The organism is Globicatella sanguinis NBRC 15551, from assembly GCF_001552295.1.
Lineage (GTDB): Bacteria > Bacillota > Bacilli > Lactobacillales > Aerococcaceae > Globicatella > Globicatella sanguinis.
The window spans coordinates 1-16551 of record NZ_BCQX01000048.1 but is presented as its reverse complement, the minus strand read 5'-3'; the positions used below and the strand labels follow the sequence as shown (position 1 = coordinate 16551).

Below are 16551 nucleotides of genomic sequence, written 5' to 3'. Positions count from 1 at the left end.
CATCTATTACTTATAAAATCGTTTAAAATGATGTTATCGCTCTTTAATACTGGCAACTTGTATGAAATCTATCATTAGGAGATTAGGTATCTTTACTTATTAATCATCTATATCGACACTTAATATTGATCGCAAGTTTTATAATAGACTTAACTTACATTTTTGATTACTATTTGTGAGCGATTATTTTCCCATTTTGATATATCTCTCTAAATCAAGGTGAATTTGTATTTGTTTGATTGCTTTGATATCTTTACTTTCCTGCATTTATAGCTTAGGCACCAGTAAAGCTTTCTTTTTTAACAATTTAAGAATTACTTCTTTTTCTATTTAAAGTTTTCGCCAATGATAATATTATTTACTTTTAAACAACCTCTTTCCGTTTCGTTAAGATTTACACATTTTAATAAAGCCCCCTAAAAATTATATCTAACATTTTTAGGGGACTCTATTATATTTTATTCATCTCAAATTATGTTTTTCAGTTGTCATTCTTATTTAATATCGAATAAAGCTTCTACAGATTCCTCTGAATCACTTGCTTTATCTTTGTTATTAGAAATATTATAGAAACTTCTTACTTTATCGAAAATCTCCTGTAATAATTCTGGATTTTCTTCCAAGTAAACTTTAGCATTCTCACGTCCTTGACCTAATCTAATGTCACCATATGAATACCATGATCCTGCTTTTTTAATAATATCGGCATCGGCGGCTAAGTCTACCAATTCGCCGATTTGTGAAATTCCTTTTCCATACATGATGTCTACGAAGACTTCTTTAAATGGTGGTGCAACTTTATTTTTTACAATCTTAATTTTGGTTCTATTTCCGATCATTTGTGTGCCATCTTTGATAATTTCACCACGTCGTACTTCCATACGAATTGTTGAGTAAAATTTTAAAGCACGTCCGCCTGGCGTAACTTCTGGATTACCATATACTACCCCTACTTTTTCTCTTAATTGATTGATGAAGAAGCAGATGGTTTTTGTTTTATTGATAGTACCTGAAAGTTTACGTAATGCTTGTGACATTAATCTGGCTTGTAACCCTACATGGGAGTCTCCCATTTCTCCTTCGATCTCGGCTCTTGGTACTAAGGCTGCAACAGAGTCAACTACAATGATGTCAATGGCCCCCGTTGCTACTAATGCATCGGCGATGGCTAAACCTTGTTCTCCAGTATCAGGTTGTGATAACAATAACTCATCGATATTGACACCTAAATTAGTTGCGTACGCAGGATCTAGTGCATGCTCAGCATCAATAAAGGCAGCTGTTCCACCTTGTTTTTGCACCTCAGCAATAGCATGTAATGCTACAGTTGTTTTACCTGATGATTCTGGTCCGTAACACTCAATGATACGACCTCTTGGATAACCACCGACTCCTAATGCAATATCAAGACCTAATGATCCTGATGGAATGGTTGAAATTTGCGTTTCAGTTTTCTCACCCATTCTCATAATCGATCCTTTTCCAAAGTCTTTTTCTATTTGTTTTAAAGCTTTATCTAAAGCTATTTGACGTTCTTTATCCAACTCTTCCCCTCCATTTAGATAATTGTCTAATTATAAATACGCAAATAAACGTATTTAACTCTATTGTTTTAGTTGTTTTACTAGCTCAATTAAATATTTTTTTAAATCCTGACTCGTTTCAGGATGTCTCAAGCCATATTGTAAGCTGTATTCCAAATAGCCTAATTTGTCACCAACATCAAATCGTTCACCCTCAATAACTTTAGCAAGAACTTTATTTGCTTGAGATAGTTGATTAATAGCATCAGTTAATTGAATTTCTTCATCAACACCTGGTTTTAATGACTCTAACACTTCAAATATATCCGGAGTTAATATATATCGTCCCGCTATAACTAAATTCGAAGGTTGATCTGCTTTACTTGGTTTTTCGACAAATGATTTGACAGAAAAAACCTTTTCATCAGACACTTCACTAGATTCCTTTTGTACAAAACCATATTTTTTCTCTGGTGTATTTTCCATTTCGACAACAGCTAGACAGGCCGATTGATGTTCTTCATATAAATCAATTAGTTGCTTGGTCACCGGGATATTCCCTTCGGTAATGTTATCACCTAGTAATACCGCAAAAGGTTCATTAGCAACGAATGCTTTCGCATGTAAGATGGCATCGCCTAAACCAAGCGGATAAGATTGGCGAACAAAATATAAACCTTCTCTGGTAGTCGATTTTACAATATTTAATAACGCGTCTTTACCATTTTCAGCTAAATTTTGTTCTAATTCATAATTCGAATCAAAATGATCTTCAATTGAGCGTTTTTGTTTACCGGTAATAATCAATACTTCTTCAATTCCTGAATCAAAAGCCTCTTCTACTATAAATTGGATAATTGGTTTATCAACAATGGGTAACAATTCTTTAGAACTTGCTTTCGTTGCTGGAAAAAAACCCGTTCCATAACCGGCAGCTGGAATAACTGCTTTACGTACTTTTGTCATGTAATGCCTCCTCACATTCTTAAATATTATACCATAGAAACTATTCATATTCCTATCTCAAGCTTTCATACAAATAACATACAGACCATTATCTTAACTTTGATGAATCTTTTTTTGATCCCGATACAGTCTTTTAGCTAGTACTTCATAAATAGGGTGTACACCTAATAACGTAGCCACAAAATAAGAGACTAAGACACAAATTGCAATTGGAACTAACTGTGTCATTCCTCCTACCATTTCGGTCACTAATAATATGGCCGTAAATGGTGCTTTACTAATAGAGGCGAAATACCCCGCCATCGAGAACATGACCAGATAAGATATAAACCCTTCCGGAAAATCAAAGTATTGTGTTGCAATTGTTGTAAAAATAAGTCCGTGAAGCGCCCCTAGGGTTAATATCGGCAAGAAAATACCTCCTGGTAAACCCGAACCAAAAGATAACATTGAGAAAGTAAAGCGTAATAGCAAAAACAAAATTAACATGCTTAATGAAAAATGATTATTTAATAAAAAAAGGATTAAAGGTCCTCCACCACCTAATAAAAAAGGAAAGAAAATCCCTAAGGGAATTATCAAAACTAATGGCACTAAACCATAGTAATGTTTATTTATGAACGGAAAAAAAATCTTAAAAATCGTTGGTAAAGATAAGGTTACTTTTGAATATAAATAGCCACCAAAAGCAAGAAAAACACCCAAAACTACCAGCCAATAATATTCATTTGGTGGAAAAGTGTGCTCATTCAATAACATTAAAGTAGCTTGATGTCCAAAAACCTTTGCCGAAACTTGATGGGCCGTTAATGAAGAGGTTAAAATCATTAAAATAATTTGATGGTTCATCTTCTTATAGAGCTCTTCAATTGAAAACATTAATCCTGCTAATGGAGCATTGAAAGCAGCGGCTACCCCTGCACTTGCTCCGCAAGCGATGAGAGCTTTTTTAGTCCGATCATCAAGTTTAAGAGTTTGACTTAATCCTAGTCCTACTACCGACCCTAGCTGAATTGACGGACCTTCTCGCCCTAACATCAATCCTGAACCAATTGCCAATGTACCAACAGTAAATTTTTTCCAAAGTACACTCCACCAGTTCATTGATAACTTTCCATGCATTTGTAATTCTACTTGTGGAATGCCACTTCCTTTAATGTCTTTATCCGTTTTAGTGACAATTGATAATAACCATCCTAATATCAATGAAGCCATTAACCACAACACCATTATCAAGGCATTACCTTTCATTTGATGGTAGAGATCTCCAACCTGAGAATAGATAATCCCTATTCCAAATCGAAACGCACTTACTATCACACCTGAAATAGCTCCAACAACAATCCCTAGCACTAACATTTTTATTTGCTTGCTTAGACAATAACTTTCCAATTTATTCACCTCTATGTTCCAATGTATAGTATATCAAAGCCGATAGAACAAAAAAAGTTCATCAAAAAAATTTTTAACAATTGCCGATGCAACTAAAAAACGCTTCAACTTTTTATTATTGGTTTATAAAGATGGGAAAATTAAAACTTATTATCTCATCGCAGTATTGTTTAGGAGTTTAAAAATTCTGATTTTTTTATCAATGCACAAAATCGAATTACTCACCTTTTTACGCCAATGTTTTTAAAAAATCCTCTCGGAAATCTCAATCAATAAAGGTCCTATATCATTCTTTTGAAACATGACAAAAATACCAAGTAGCTTAGGGCCACTTGGTAAGTTTATTTATTATTTTATTGTACATTGACACGTACTGCAAAGCTTGGCATGAAGTATGAACTAACTGAGTTATACTCTAATGGTGTTCCAGGTTGAGAAGCGTGGATGTAACCACCACCACCTGTTGCGATTGCAACATGGTATGTTCCTCCTGGTGATCCCCAGAAATATAAATCTCCTGGTTGAGCTTCAGCTACACTAATTTGAGTACCAGCATATTCTTGTGCTCCAGTATAACCACCTACATCAATACCATAAGTTTGCATAAATACATATTGTACGAAACCTGAGCAGTCAAATCCGCTAGGTGATTTTCCACCCCATACATATGGAGTTCCTAAATATTGTGAAGCATTACTTAGTAATGCAGAAACATTTCCGGTTGCCGCTGGTGCTGATGCTGCCGCCTCTTCTTCAGCTGCAATTCGTGCTGCTTCTTCCTCAGCTGCAATACGCGCCGCTTCTTCTTCAGCTGCAATTCGTGCTGCTTCTTCTTCAGCTGCAATTCGCGCTGCTTCTTCTTCAGCTGCAATTCGCGCTGCTTCTTCGGCTTCATAATTATCTTCATTTCCAAAGTCATCAACAACTGGTGCCTCTGTTACTGTCTCTTCGACAGCTGGCGCTTCAGTCACTTCTGCTACTGTCTCTTCGACAACTGGTGCTTCAGTCACTTCCGCTACTGTTTCTTCAACAACGGGTGCTTCTGTTACTTCTGCTACTGTTTCTTCGACAACTGGTGCTTCTGTTACTTCTGCTACTGTTTCTTCAACAACTGGTGCTTCTGTTACTTCTGCTACTGTTTCTTCGATAACTGGTGCTTCTGTTACTTCCGCTACTGTTTCTTCGACAACTGGTGCTGCTACTTCAGGTAACTCTACTTCGTTGGCTACAGTTGTTTCTTCGACCTGAGCTGCTGCCGCAACTAATGCCGCTTCTTGAGCTGCTGCTTCTTCGGCCGCCATACGAGCTGCTGCTTCTGCTTGCGCAATAGCAATCGCTTGTTGTTCTTCGAAAGCTGCTTTTTCTGCAACTAAAGCATCTCGATGTCCCGCTGCTAAAGTAATGTCTCCAGTAAGAGTGTTGTAAACTTCTTCGTTGGCATTTTGTTGCTCTTCTAATGAAGCTTTCAAACCTTCTAATTCGATTTGTTTATTAATTTTTTCTTCTTTTGCTGCTTTTACTTCATCTTGTTTTTTAACAACTTGTTCTTTATCTTCTTTTTGAGTTGCTAATAAATCTTTATTTGAAGAAACCATTTTACGAACAACATCTAATCGTCCAACAAATTCGCTAATAGATTCTGAAGAAGCAATTAAGCTTAAGTAATTAGTGCTACCACCATTCGCTTGAACTGCTCTTGCTTGATTATCTAATAGTTCTTCACGTTTTGCGATTAATTCTTCTAATTCTTCGATTTGTCCGTTTAATTCTTTAATTGCTTCATCGTCTTTGGCGATTTCAGCTAATAAAGTTTCAGCTTCTTCTTTTAATGCTGTTAAAGCTTCGTATCCTAAAGCTAATTCAGAATATAAGGTTGCTTGTTGAGCTGATAAATTATCAATTGCAGCTTGAGTATCATTAATAAGTGTATCATAATCTTGTGCAAATGTTGCGATCGGTGAAGCAACAGAGCCTAATATGATCGTTGACGTAAATAAGGTTTTAAATGCTTTTTTAGTAAAGCTCAGCTTCATTGGTCCATCTCTCCTAGTTAAAATATTTTTATATATCATTCAGTATATGAGGGGTCTCCCCCCTCTTTAATTAGCTGAGACTATCTTAACACATGCAAATCGGATATTGTTGAATTTATCCAAATCGTATTTACTTTGTAACATAGTTGTAAACTTACTCAATGCTTTTCACCTCAATGTTACAAACTATAAAAAACAGGGAGTGTACCAGAAGTAGAAAACCGGATAGTTTTCGTTTCTTCTGCCCATCCCCGTAAGACAGTTGAGGCTACTCAACCACTGTGCTTTTTATTAACGAGTAACAACTTGACTGAATTGAACATGTATGAGCTTAGACTCATTAAGACGCAGTTTGAGGCCGCTCAACCAATGCGCAATAAATTAAATAGATGAGACCAAACAGTTAATTAATGTGTTGCTTAACGTCTGTTAGTCGAATAAAAAAATTCTACTTAATTTTAGTCAGTTAAAGTAACTAAATAATAATTTTTCTTACCACGTCGAACAATAATATATTTGCCACCAATCGCATCATCGGTAGAAACTTCATAATCGACATCGGTAATTTTATTGCCATTTAAGCTTATCGCACCATTGGTAATAAATTCTCTCGATTGACGACGCGAATTGACAATACCAGTGTCAACTAACCATACCGCCAAATTCTGAGTCGCTTGCTTAGCTTCAAATTGTGGCATGTTTTTAAATCCTTCTTCAATTTGCTTTTCAGAAAGATTTTGAACATCCCCTGAGAAAAGAGCTTCAGTGATTTGGATTGCTTCTGCTAATTCTTGTTCACCGTGGACAAACTTCGTTATTTCTTCTGCTAGTGTTTTTTGTGCTAATCGCAAATGAGGTTCAGTTTTAACTGACTCTTCTAGCTTATTGATCTCTTCTTTCGATAAGAAAGTGAAATATTTTAAGAATTTTACCACATCTTCATCTGCTTGATTTAACCAAAATTGGTAGAATTCATACGGTGTTGTTTTTTCCGGATCTAACCATACTGCACCACCAGCTGTTTTACCGAATTTTGTTCCATCGGATTTCAGCATCAACGGGATGGTCAACCCATAAACTTCTGCTTCATGACCTTGAGTGCGTCGAATATAATCTAAACCAGAGGTAATATTCCCCCATTGATCAGCCCCACCAATTTGTAATTGCACATCATGGTTTTTATGTAAATAAGCAAAATCAATCGATTGTAAAATTTGATACGAGAATTCAGTAAATGAAATCCCTACCTCTAATCGACTGGAAACAATATCTTTAGCTAACATCGTATTAATGTTAAAATGCTTCCCATAGTCACGTAAAAAGTCTAAGAGTGAAATTTGACTTAACCAATCATAGTTGTTAACAACTCTAAAGCCACTGCTAGCAACGTCACCTTTTAAGAATAACTTATCAAATTGCGCTGCTAACTTACGTGCGTTCTCATTAACGGTATCCATCGTTTGTAATGAACGCTCTGAGGTACGTCCACTTGGATCACCAATTGATCCGGTTGCACCCCCAATTAACACTACAGGTTTATGTCCTGCTAATTGAAATCTCTTTAGCACCATAAATGGAATTAGATGTCCAATGTGCATCGAATCTCCTGTTGGGTCCATACCGCAATAGAGGCCTATTGATTTAGTTTCTATTAATTTCTTTAATCCTTCTGCATCGGTCTGTTGATTAATGGCTCCACGCCATTCTAATTCTTCAATAATTGACAACATCCTCGCTCCTTCTCATTCATCTGTTATTATTATAATTTGTATAGGTTGTATTATCAACTTTTAATCTAACTTTTATCTTACCATTCAGATGGACTCCAAGCTTTGCCATCCAATTCTCCTTTTAATTGCTCTATACGATCTTGTTGTTTTTGATCTAGTTCTTTTAAAACGGTTAGTAATTGACGCAAAGGATAATCCTTAAGCTCATTAGCTAGTGGTTCTAATAAATTCTCATCCCACATTACAGTTCCTCCTCCAAATTGATCCCCATCAACTCTTCAATTTCGAACTCTTGCATTTCTAATTGTGAGATAAACGCTTGCCACAAAGGAGCCAAATTATGATTAGCAGCTATTTCTTCGCCAATTAATGTTTTTGCTCGATCAATGATAAACCTCTGATAATTAGTTAAACGTTCCTCTTCGTTTGTCTCTAAGTAAAACAAATAACGCCACATCAAATGAGCTTTTTGTTGTTCATTCATATATTGGAATTGATGGATTGCGAAGATAGGTTTATAGTTCATCTTAAAATGACGAGCCAGTACTTCAAAGTTTGAGAGTAATTCAGAAACAGTTCTCCCCTCTCTTCCACCAGATTGATAATGCTCTTTCTTACCGCCTACCACTACCACAATTCCTAACGTTTTACCTTTGAGTTGACTTGGTTTTAATGTAGACCATACTTGATTAATCCATTCAAATAAGATTCCTGGGGCTTGATACCAATACATTGGAAATTGAAAAATAATTTGATCAGTGGCTAACAAGCGATCTTTTTCTTGTTCAATTACTAAATTATTCATCATCTCATATAAGTTCACATATTGAGCTTGAGAATAATTTAACCCTGACTCTAGTAAATATTGTTGGCTACTTGATTGATTAACATCCGGATGAGCAATATAACAAACAGTCTTCATCATACACCTCTTCTAATCTATTTGCCTTCATACATTTTTTATTCATATAGTGGAATGAGGCTCGGACGTTTGGTCCCAGCCTCATAAATAAAATTATTCAGTTTGATCTGATGAAACAGGTGGTTCAGTCGGTTCTGCTGTTGTCGGCGGTGCCGTTACTGGTGGTTCTGTTGTTGGTGGCTCTGTTACCGGCGGTGCCGTTGTTGGCGGTGCCGTTACGGGCGGTACTGTTACCGGTGGTTCCGTGTATGACGGTTCCGGCACATATTGACTTTCTTCCGTCACAATTTCTTCCGTTACCGATTCTTCTGTTGTTTCTGTTTCAGTTTCTGTCGCTTCTAGCGTCTCACGATTTTCTTTCATCAACTTGGTTAGTAATTGAGACGGTTCTGCTGCAACTAAAGCAATATCATAATAACCTGGAATTTCACTTGCAATCTCAGTGAATGCTTTTAAGAAGACAGATAAATATTGATCTACTTTTTCATTCAATTGTTTTAATAAGTTGTCATCTGTCACTTTGTCACGTAATTTTTCAAAATCACGTAAACCTTTCGCAATATTCCCAATTTGACCATCTTCAATATCAATTGCTTCTACTTTATTTAAGGCCTCAAGCGCTTTGTCAAAATTTTCAAATTGATCTTTGGCCTCGTTAATTAATTCCGTAATGGCTGTATTGAATTTATCTTCAGGAACCTCTTCGTCATCTAACAATAAACGCTTAGGCATGGTATCAATATAATCGGTTGCCACTTTTTCAACATCTGCTAATTTAAGATTATCGGCTAAAACTTTTTTAGTCGCTACTTGATCACCTTTGATAACAGGAGTTGCTGATCCACTGTACAAATGATTAACCGCATCTAAGGCCGCTTTTTTCCATTCTACAATTTCAATTTCTACTAAGACTTTATTTTTGTCTGCTGTTGAAGCATTGACCGTATCAATTGCTTCTTTTAATTGAGTTAACTCATCATCAGCGATAGGTTCTTCCCTTAAGAATGATTTCTCATTAGGATTGACATAATAGCCATCTATCTGTTGAACAACTTGATCCAATTGTTGAACTGTATTTACGGTCACTGGTTGAGTTGGTTTTGCTGTTTTATTCATACGGGTCGCGTAAAGCAACACACCAATCAACGCTAACAGGACAAGAATAACCAGTCCTTTAAAAATATTTTTCACTCATTTCACCTACTACTTAATATTTTCACAAAATACTAGCGTTATTATACAATTCATTAATATAATTGTAAAGGTCTGAACTAAATTCTATCGTGTGCTTGTTGAAGTTTGGTCAGGAATGGTAATGATAAATTTCGTTCCTTGTCCCAGTTCACTTTCGACTTCAACTGTTCCAGAATGCGCTTCTACCAATGATTTCACGACAGCTAAACCAATCCCCGACTCACCAAACTCGGTATTTTTCCGTGAGATATCTGCTTTATAAAATCTCTCCCAAATACTTTTTATTTTTTCTGGTTCAATGCCAATACCATGGTCTTCAATCTCAATTCTAACACCCGCATGAACTTTAATTGCACGTAAATTTATGTCGCTATCTTCCGAAAACTGGATGGCATTATTAACGATATTGAGGATAATTTGTAGAATACGATCGTTATCGGCCCAGATTTTTAAATTTTTGTGAACAGAAATGACAATATGATTATTCTTCAAGGAGGCTTTGCTCTCCATTTGTGACTTAATTTGTTCAAAGAGTTGCTTAACATCAAGCCATTGTGGCTTCAAGACGATTTGCTGGCTTCGAATCTTCTCATAGTCGAGGTTTTCATTTACCAAACGGATTAAACGTTGGGTTTCTTTCATCACCAAATTCAAACTACGTTCTTTTTGCTCCTCAGGAATCATATCATATTGAAGCCCTTCTAACACTCCACTCATTGTCGTTAAAGGGGTTCTCATTTCGTGTGCAGCATCCATCATCATTTGACGGCGTAGTGTTTCTTGTCTTTGAATTTCTTCTTCTGAAGCTTGTAATGAATTAGCCATCACTTGAAAATCGCGAGCTAAATCACTTAACTCATCGCTTCCTTGTGTTTCCAATTCAATTTCATAATTTCCCGAAGATATTTGCCGAGTCGCCATCTGCAGTTTTTGAATTTTATTTGATTGATACATGGCATACAAAATGGACATCACAATTCCTAGTCCAGCTGAAATCAAAAATCCTAGCATAATATTTTGCTGAACCGCTTCTACTTGTTGATCCAATTCCGATAAAGGAGCCCCAATACTGATAATTCCTTCAGGGAATTCACTATATCCCCCTTGATTCGACACATAAACTGTCGCCATATTAACGAGTACGCCATTGTTATCATAACGGGTACTTCTTTGGATGCCAATGGTTTGATCTTTCGTTATGCGACTTAACTGTTGTTCGGTAAGCTGCAATTTATTTCGCTGGTCGTAGGAAGGATAAATAATAGTTCCGTCACTTAAGTAAACTTGAATGACAATTTCTTTATCTTGTAAAAGTTCAGAGGCTCTTTCTAAATCATTTCTTGTAAAATGGTTGGCCACAATATTGGTCCCATACTGAATCAGTTCATCTTGCTTATCTTGAAAAATACGGTTAGACATATACCGACTTGTTAAATAAGCACTCAACCCTAGCGCAACCATCAAAACCGCCATGACCCCAATAATTTGTTGCCATAACAACTTCATTTTATTCGCCTACTTCTTCATATTTGTAACCAACACCCCAAACCGTTTGAATTACTTGAGGTCCGACTACTTCTATTTTTTGTCTTAATTTTTTAATGTGTGCGTCAACTGTTCGTTCATCACCATAAAACGGATCCTCCCATAAGCTTTTTAGTAATTGTTCCCGACTGAAAACTCGCTTAGGATGGCTCGCAAACATAATTAACAGTTCGAATTCTTTTGGTGTTAAATTCTCGATTAATTGGTCATTATAATACGCTTCTCGATTAGTAGTACTAATTTTCATTGAGTCTGTTACGACATCAAATGAACCTTCATCAACTGTTTCAACAGTCTTTTCTGGCTCTAGGTGTGCGCGACGATGTAAAGCTTTCATTCTCGCCATTAAAGTTAGCGGACTAAATGGTTTCGTGACATAATCATCTGCTCCCATTTCCAAACCAATGACCTGGTCACTTTCAGAGTCATGAGCAGTTAGCATGATAATAGGTAATGTTTTGGAAATGTTTCGCATTTTCCGACAAATTTGAATGCCATCCATCGAAGGTAAATTAATATCTAAAATAGCTAAATCCCAATTATTTGGATTGGCTTCATATGCTTTATAGCCTTCAAGGCCATCATGATAAAAAGTCGCTGTAAATTGTTCTTTTTCAAAAAACATCGACATCATTTCTGTAACTGATTCATTATCTTCAATCATAATTATACGCATAATAATTCCTCCTTATCGTGTCAATTTCATTATACATCAATTTTTGAAATAATTAGAATAATATTACTATCAAAAAAGTGTTTTTATACAAAAATGTGTATTTATAAGTAAAAGAAAGACAGGAGAGATATAAATGAATCATGTTGTTTTAGTTGGGAGAATCGTTCGTGACCATGACTTAAAGACCGTCAATGACGACCATCGCGTCATTAACAATACTTTGGCGATTAATCGACGTCAACGCAATAAAGAAGGTGCTTTAATGGCAGACTTTATCCCTTTTGTTGCTTGGGATCATTTAGCTGATATCTTGGATAAGTATTCAATAAAAGGCCAACGTATCGCGATTAGCGGTCGCATGCAAAGTCGAAATTACCAAAATAGTGACGGAGAGACCGTCTATACTGTGGAATGCGTTGTCTCTGAAATCACCCTTTTAGACCGGCCTAATGGTACTCGCGAAGAGGGGTTACAATTTTCTGATGAAATAACTGAAGCTTTAAAACATGAAACGATGGAAACGAATCAAGAATTAAGTACGCCATAACACTTTCATAATAAAAGAAAAGTGGTCCATCATTCGTGATGAAAATCATTGTTACTCATTACTCAAAATAATGATAATAAACCATCGATATTTTTATTAATGACGATTGTCTCCCCCTCAATACAAAAAACATCGTGTTCTCTATGAGCTCCAAAAGGTTAGATTTTCGGTCTAACTTGCGGGTTCACTACAAACACGATGTTTATTTTACTTTTTATTACTTAATAATATTCATCCTTTAACCGGTAAAAAGAACATTGTTTCAAACAAATAAAAGAGGTTGTTAATTAGACAGCTCCTCAGCAATTTGAACGAGTTTTCTTAATCGATGGTTCACTCCAGATTTAGAAATCGGTCCACCTGGAATTAATTCACCAATTTCCTTCATCCCTAAATCGGGATTGTCTAATCGAAATTGCGCCACCTCTCTTAATTTTTCTGGTAAAGAATCTAATCCTCGTTTTTCAATAATTAATTCAATGGCTTCTCTTTGTCGATTGGAAGCTTCAACCACTTTATTTAGGTTGGCATTTTCACAGTTTACTAAACGATTAACAGAATTTCGCATATCACGAACAATCCGAATATCTTCAAATTTTAACATTGCTCGATTGGCCCCAATAATCGCTAGAAAGTCTGATATTTTCTCCGCTTCTTTAATATACGTAATATAGCCATTGCGTCGGGTAATGGTCTTGGCGTTTAAATTAAAATCATTCATCATTTTACAAATATCTTCATTATGAGATTCATAATTCGAATAAATTTCTAAATGATAACTATTAGCCTCAGGATTATTAACCGATCCTCCCGCCATAAAGGCTCCTCTTAAATAAGAACGTTTTTTCTGATCATTCTCCATAATTTCAGGTGCTACATCCGCTTTAATAAAAGCACCATCAAAGATACCTAAAATTTCCAGCACTTCTTTAACATTTTGTCGGCAACGTACGATATAAACATTATTTTTCTTTAATTTCATCTTTCGACGAACAATTAATTCACTGTCAACAGCAAAATGTTGTTTAAATAAAGTATACATTCGTCTAGCAATCGCTGCATTTTCACTTTGAACATTTAAAATGAGAGACTGTTGATAGATACTCACGGCTCCGTTCATACGGATAAGCGCTGTTAACTCTGCTTTCGCATGTTCCCGATGTACTTCAATTAAGGTACATTCTTTTTTTACCTCCGAAGCAAAAGTCAACGGTCCATCACACCCTTCTATTTTGATAATTTACTTCTTACATATAATTTATGTGTATCTAATAAATGAGCTAATTCCTCAACCACTAGTTCAGTATCGTGATATGCCCCACCATTTTTCATACTTAAAAAACTATTTGAAATGACGCGGACACCCTGACTTCTTAAGCCCATAAAATCATGTTTAACTTGTAATAAATATTCTTCATTCGGTTGGTTTAAAATATAGTCTTCTGGTACTTCGGCAATATTCACTAAAACCGTATCGATATAATGACCGCCTAAATGCTGGTTTAAAACTTCAACATGGTTGGCATCGGTAAAGGATTCTGTTTCTCCTAATTGGGTCATGATATTACAAATATAGATCACTTCTGCTGAGGTATTGCGAATCGCTTCTCCAATCTCGTCAATCATTAAATTAGGCAGTATGCTAGTATATAAACTCCCCGGTCCTAAAACAATCATATCGGCTTCCATTATCGCTTCAACTACTTTCGGACTGGCAATTTTCGCTTCATCACCAAGACGGGTCGTTACTGAAACTTCCTTAATCTTTTTGCGATGTTTGGCTATCTGAGACTCACCAACCGCAATCGTACCATCTTCAAATAACGCATTCAATACTAATGGTTCTTGTGCTGCTGGCAATATTTTTCCTTTTACCTTCATATACTTAGACAATATTTCCAAAGATTTATCCAACGAACCATTCATTTCTTTTAAGGCAGCGATGATTAAATTCCCAATGGCATGTCCTGCTAAAAAGGCATCTTCACTATCAAAGCGATACTGAAATACATCCAGTAATAATGGGTCACTTTCAGATAACGCAACCATACAATTTCGTATGTCGCCCGGAGGAACGACGTTAATATAGTCTCGAATAACGCCACTACTTCCCCCATCATCAGCAACCGTTACGATGGCACTCACATAAGCATTTAAATGCTTGAGTCCTTTTAAAATGACCGGTAGTCCGGTTCCGCCTCCAATAACGGCTACTTTATATTTTAGTTTATTTTCTTCACTCATGATCTAACTACACTTTCTTTTTTCTTAAAGCGATCGCGATGAGAGATTTTAGTTTCATAACCGCTATTCATTAAATGACGTCCCACTCGTTCGGCTAAAGCAATCGAACGGTGTTGTCCTCCAGTACAGCCAATTCCAATCACGACACTAGACTTACCTTCTTTTTTATAACCTGGTAGACATAATTCAATTAAATCAATAAATTTTGCATAGAAAGCTTGTGTCTCGGGTTGTTTCATCACATAATCGTAGACATCTTGATCCAATCCGGTCTTATCTCTTAGCTCATCCACATAATGCGGATTAGGTAAGAAGCGCACATCCATCATCACATCTACATCGATTGGCGCACCATATTTAAAACCAAACGACACTACTTGCACATGAAATGTTGATTGCTTTTCAGTTGCAAAAATACTAATCAATTGTTCACGTAATTGTCTCGGCGTAATATCACTCGTATTAATAATCGTTTGTGCACGACTTCTTAAATCCTTCAGCATTTCACGCTCAAGTTTAATTCCCTCACTCACACGTCCCATGGTTGCTAATGGATGATTTCTGCGTGTTTCTTTATATCTTGATACTAACGCTTGATCATCGGCTTCTAAAAATAGAATCTTGGTGGTAATCATTTGTGTGTTATCCATTTTAGAAATAACATTGGTTAATTCATCAAAAAAATCACGCGATCTTAAATCAATTACTAATGCAATCTTCGTAATTTTTCCTGATTCCTTGATTAATTCCCAGAATGTCGGGAGCAAGTTAGGTGGCATATTATCCACGCAATAATATCCCAAATCTTCGAAACTTTGAACTGCAACTGTTTTACCAGCACCACTCATACCAGTAATAATGACTAATTCAAGAGCATCTGACATGGAATCGCCTCATTTCCTTTATTTTTAAATTTATTATAACATACTCCACTATTTATTGTCTTATTTTGTTCACGGTGTTAAGTTCTTTTGCTATAATGTAGCTATTGAACCATACTAAAGGAGTATGCACACATGATATTACTACAAGTAAATGATTTGGCAAGACGTTTTGCCGATGAAACCTTATATGAAAATGTTAATTTTAGTATTCAAACCCGTGACCGTATCGCCCTCGTTGGTCGTAACGGAACTGGAAAATCAACGCTTATCAAGCAAATTATGAACCAAGAACCTATTTCTAGCGGCACCATTTCAAAGGCTAAAGGGCTTAAAATTGGGTATTTAGAACAACATGTTGCGATTGACTCAAAGCGAACGATTTGGGAGGAAATGCTTCATACATTTGAAGCAACCTTAAAGTTAAGAGACGAAGCACAAGAAGCGGCTGATCGCTTAGCTCAATTAGCTGATCATCATGATAGTACTGAATACCAAGAAGCTTTACATCAGTATGACCAGTTACTTGAAACATTAAACAATAAAAACGCCTATGCCATTGAATCTGAAATTCGAACAGTATTACACGGCTTTCGATTCTTCGAAGAAGATTATCAAACTCCTGTTCAAGCTTTATCTGGTGGGCAAAAAACACGCTTAGCACTCGCACAAATTTTATTAATGGATTATGACTTATTAATTCTTGATGAGCCTACTAACCATCTAGACATGGAAATGCTCGCTTGGCTCGAACAGTACCTCGTAGGATATAAAGGCGCTCTACTAATCGTCTTCCACGACCGCTATTTTTTAGATAAAATTACCAATCAAGTCATCGAATTGCGTAATCATACTGCTCATCTCTATAAAGGGAATTATTCTTATTATACTTGGATAG

Annotated in this window: 15 protein-coding genes; 2 read left to right on the top strand and 13 right to left on the bottom strand. The window is 36.1% G+C overall.

Going from position 1 to position 16551, the window contains the following annotated elements; genetic code table 11:
• Positions 1 to 494 precede the first annotated feature (494 nt).
• The 10 genes from recA to GSA01S_RS05510 form a co-directional block, all read right to left on the bottom strand.
• On the bottom strand, positions 495 to 1544 hold the full coding sequence (gene recA, locus GSA01S_RS05550) for a recombinase RecA (RefSeq protein ID WP_066125654.1): 1050 nt from the start codon (positions 1542 to 1544) through the stop codon (positions 495 to 497).
• Positions 1545 to 1604: 60 nt separating this feature from the next.
• The gene (locus GSA01S_RS05545; protein ID WP_066125650.1) at positions 1605 to 2489 is read right to left on the bottom strand and encodes a UTP--glucose-1-phosphate uridylyltransferase; all 885 of its coding nucleotides are present in this window, start codon (positions 2487 to 2489) and stop codon (positions 1605 to 1607) included.
• A 93-nt stretch (positions 2490 to 2582) separates the two neighbouring features.
• Positions 2583 to 3881, bottom strand: coding sequence for a ClC family H(+)/Cl(-) exchange transporter (locus GSA01S_RS05540; protein WP_066125648.1), 1299 nt, complete (start codon positions 3879 to 3881; stop codon positions 2583 to 2585).
• A gap of 353 nt (positions 3882 to 4234) precedes the next feature.
• Positions 4235 to 5914 (bottom strand): PcsB-like coiled-coil domain-containing protein, encoded by a 1680-nt coding sequence (locus tag GSA01S_RS05535; RefSeq protein ID WP_066125646.1) that lies wholly within the window; start codon positions 5912 to 5914, stop codon positions 4235 to 4237.
• Positions 5915 to 6372: 458 nt separating this feature from the next.
• The gene (gene tyrS / locus GSA01S_RS05530) at positions 6373 to 7641 is read right to left on the bottom strand and encodes a tyrosine--tRNA ligase (RefSeq protein WP_066125656.1); all 1269 of its coding nucleotides are present in this window, start codon (positions 7639 to 7641) and stop codon (positions 6373 to 6375) included.
• An 80-nt stretch (positions 7642 to 7721) separates the two neighbouring features.
• Positions 7722 to 7886, bottom strand: coding sequence for a hypothetical protein (locus tag GSA01S_RS10725; RefSeq protein WP_157064777.1), 165 nt, complete (start codon positions 7884 to 7886; stop codon positions 7722 to 7724).
• Positions 7886 to 8566: an NAD(P)H-dependent oxidoreductase gene (locus tag GSA01S_RS05525; RefSeq protein WP_066125644.1), complete on the bottom strand. Its 681-nt coding sequence runs from the start codon at positions 8564 to 8566 to the stop codon at positions 7886 to 7888. Before GSA01S_RS05525 ends, GSA01S_RS10725 begins: the two co-directional genes overlap by 1 nt.
• Positions 8567 to 8659: 93 nt before the next feature.
• On the bottom strand, positions 8660 to 9757 hold the full coding sequence (locus tag GSA01S_RS05520; protein WP_066125642.1) for a hypothetical protein: 1098 nt from the start codon (positions 9755 to 9757) through the stop codon (positions 8660 to 8662).
• An 87-nt stretch (positions 9758 to 9844) separates the two neighbouring features.
• Positions 9845 to 11266, bottom strand: coding sequence for an ATP-binding protein (locus GSA01S_RS05515; RefSeq protein ID WP_066125640.1), 1422 nt, complete (start codon positions 11264 to 11266; stop codon positions 9845 to 9847).
• A gap of 1 nt (position 11267) precedes the next feature.
• The gene (locus tag GSA01S_RS05510) at positions 11268 to 11981 is read right to left on the bottom strand and encodes a response regulator transcription factor (RefSeq protein ID WP_066125638.1); all 714 of its coding nucleotides are present in this window, start codon (positions 11979 to 11981) and stop codon (positions 11268 to 11270) included.
• 133 nt (positions 11982 to 12114) lie between these two features.
• Between GSA01S_RS05510 and GSA01S_RS05505 the strand changes: the two genes are divergently transcribed.
• Positions 12115 to 12528 carry a single-stranded DNA-binding protein gene (locus GSA01S_RS05505; protein ID WP_066125634.1) on the top strand — a complete coding sequence of 138 codons (414 nt, stop codon included), beginning with the start codon at positions 12115 to 12117 and terminating at the stop codon, positions 12526 to 12528.
• A 283-nt stretch (positions 12529 to 12811) separates the two neighbouring features.
• Here GSA01S_RS05505 and whiA read toward each other — a convergent pair whose 3' ends face one another.
• From whiA to rapZ, 3 genes are read right to left on the bottom strand one after another with little or no spacing between them, the layout of a single operon-like run.
• Positions 12812 to 13738 carry a DNA-binding protein WhiA gene (gene whiA, locus GSA01S_RS05500; RefSeq protein ID WP_066125632.1) on the bottom strand — a complete coding sequence of 309 codons (927 nt, stop codon included), beginning with the start codon at positions 13736 to 13738 and terminating at the stop codon, positions 12812 to 12814.
• 17 nt (positions 13739 to 13755) lie between these two features.
• Positions 13756 to 14772, bottom strand: coding sequence for a gluconeogenesis factor YvcK family protein (locus GSA01S_RS05495; protein WP_066125630.1), 1017 nt, complete (start codon positions 14770 to 14772; stop codon positions 13756 to 13758).
• On the bottom strand, positions 14769 to 15656 hold the full coding sequence (gene rapZ / locus GSA01S_RS05490; protein ID WP_066125628.1) for an RNase adapter RapZ: 888 nt from the start codon (positions 15654 to 15656) through the stop codon (positions 14769 to 14771). The genes GSA01S_RS05495 and rapZ overlap by 4 nt, the downstream gene beginning before the upstream one ends.
• 132 nt (positions 15657 to 15788) lie before the next feature.
• On the opposite strand from rapZ, the gene GSA01S_RS05485 reads away from it, so the two are divergent.
• The coding region (locus tag GSA01S_RS05485) for an ATP-binding cassette domain-containing protein (RefSeq protein ID WP_157064776.1) at positions 15789 to 16551 on the top strand (763 nt) is incomplete at its 3' end.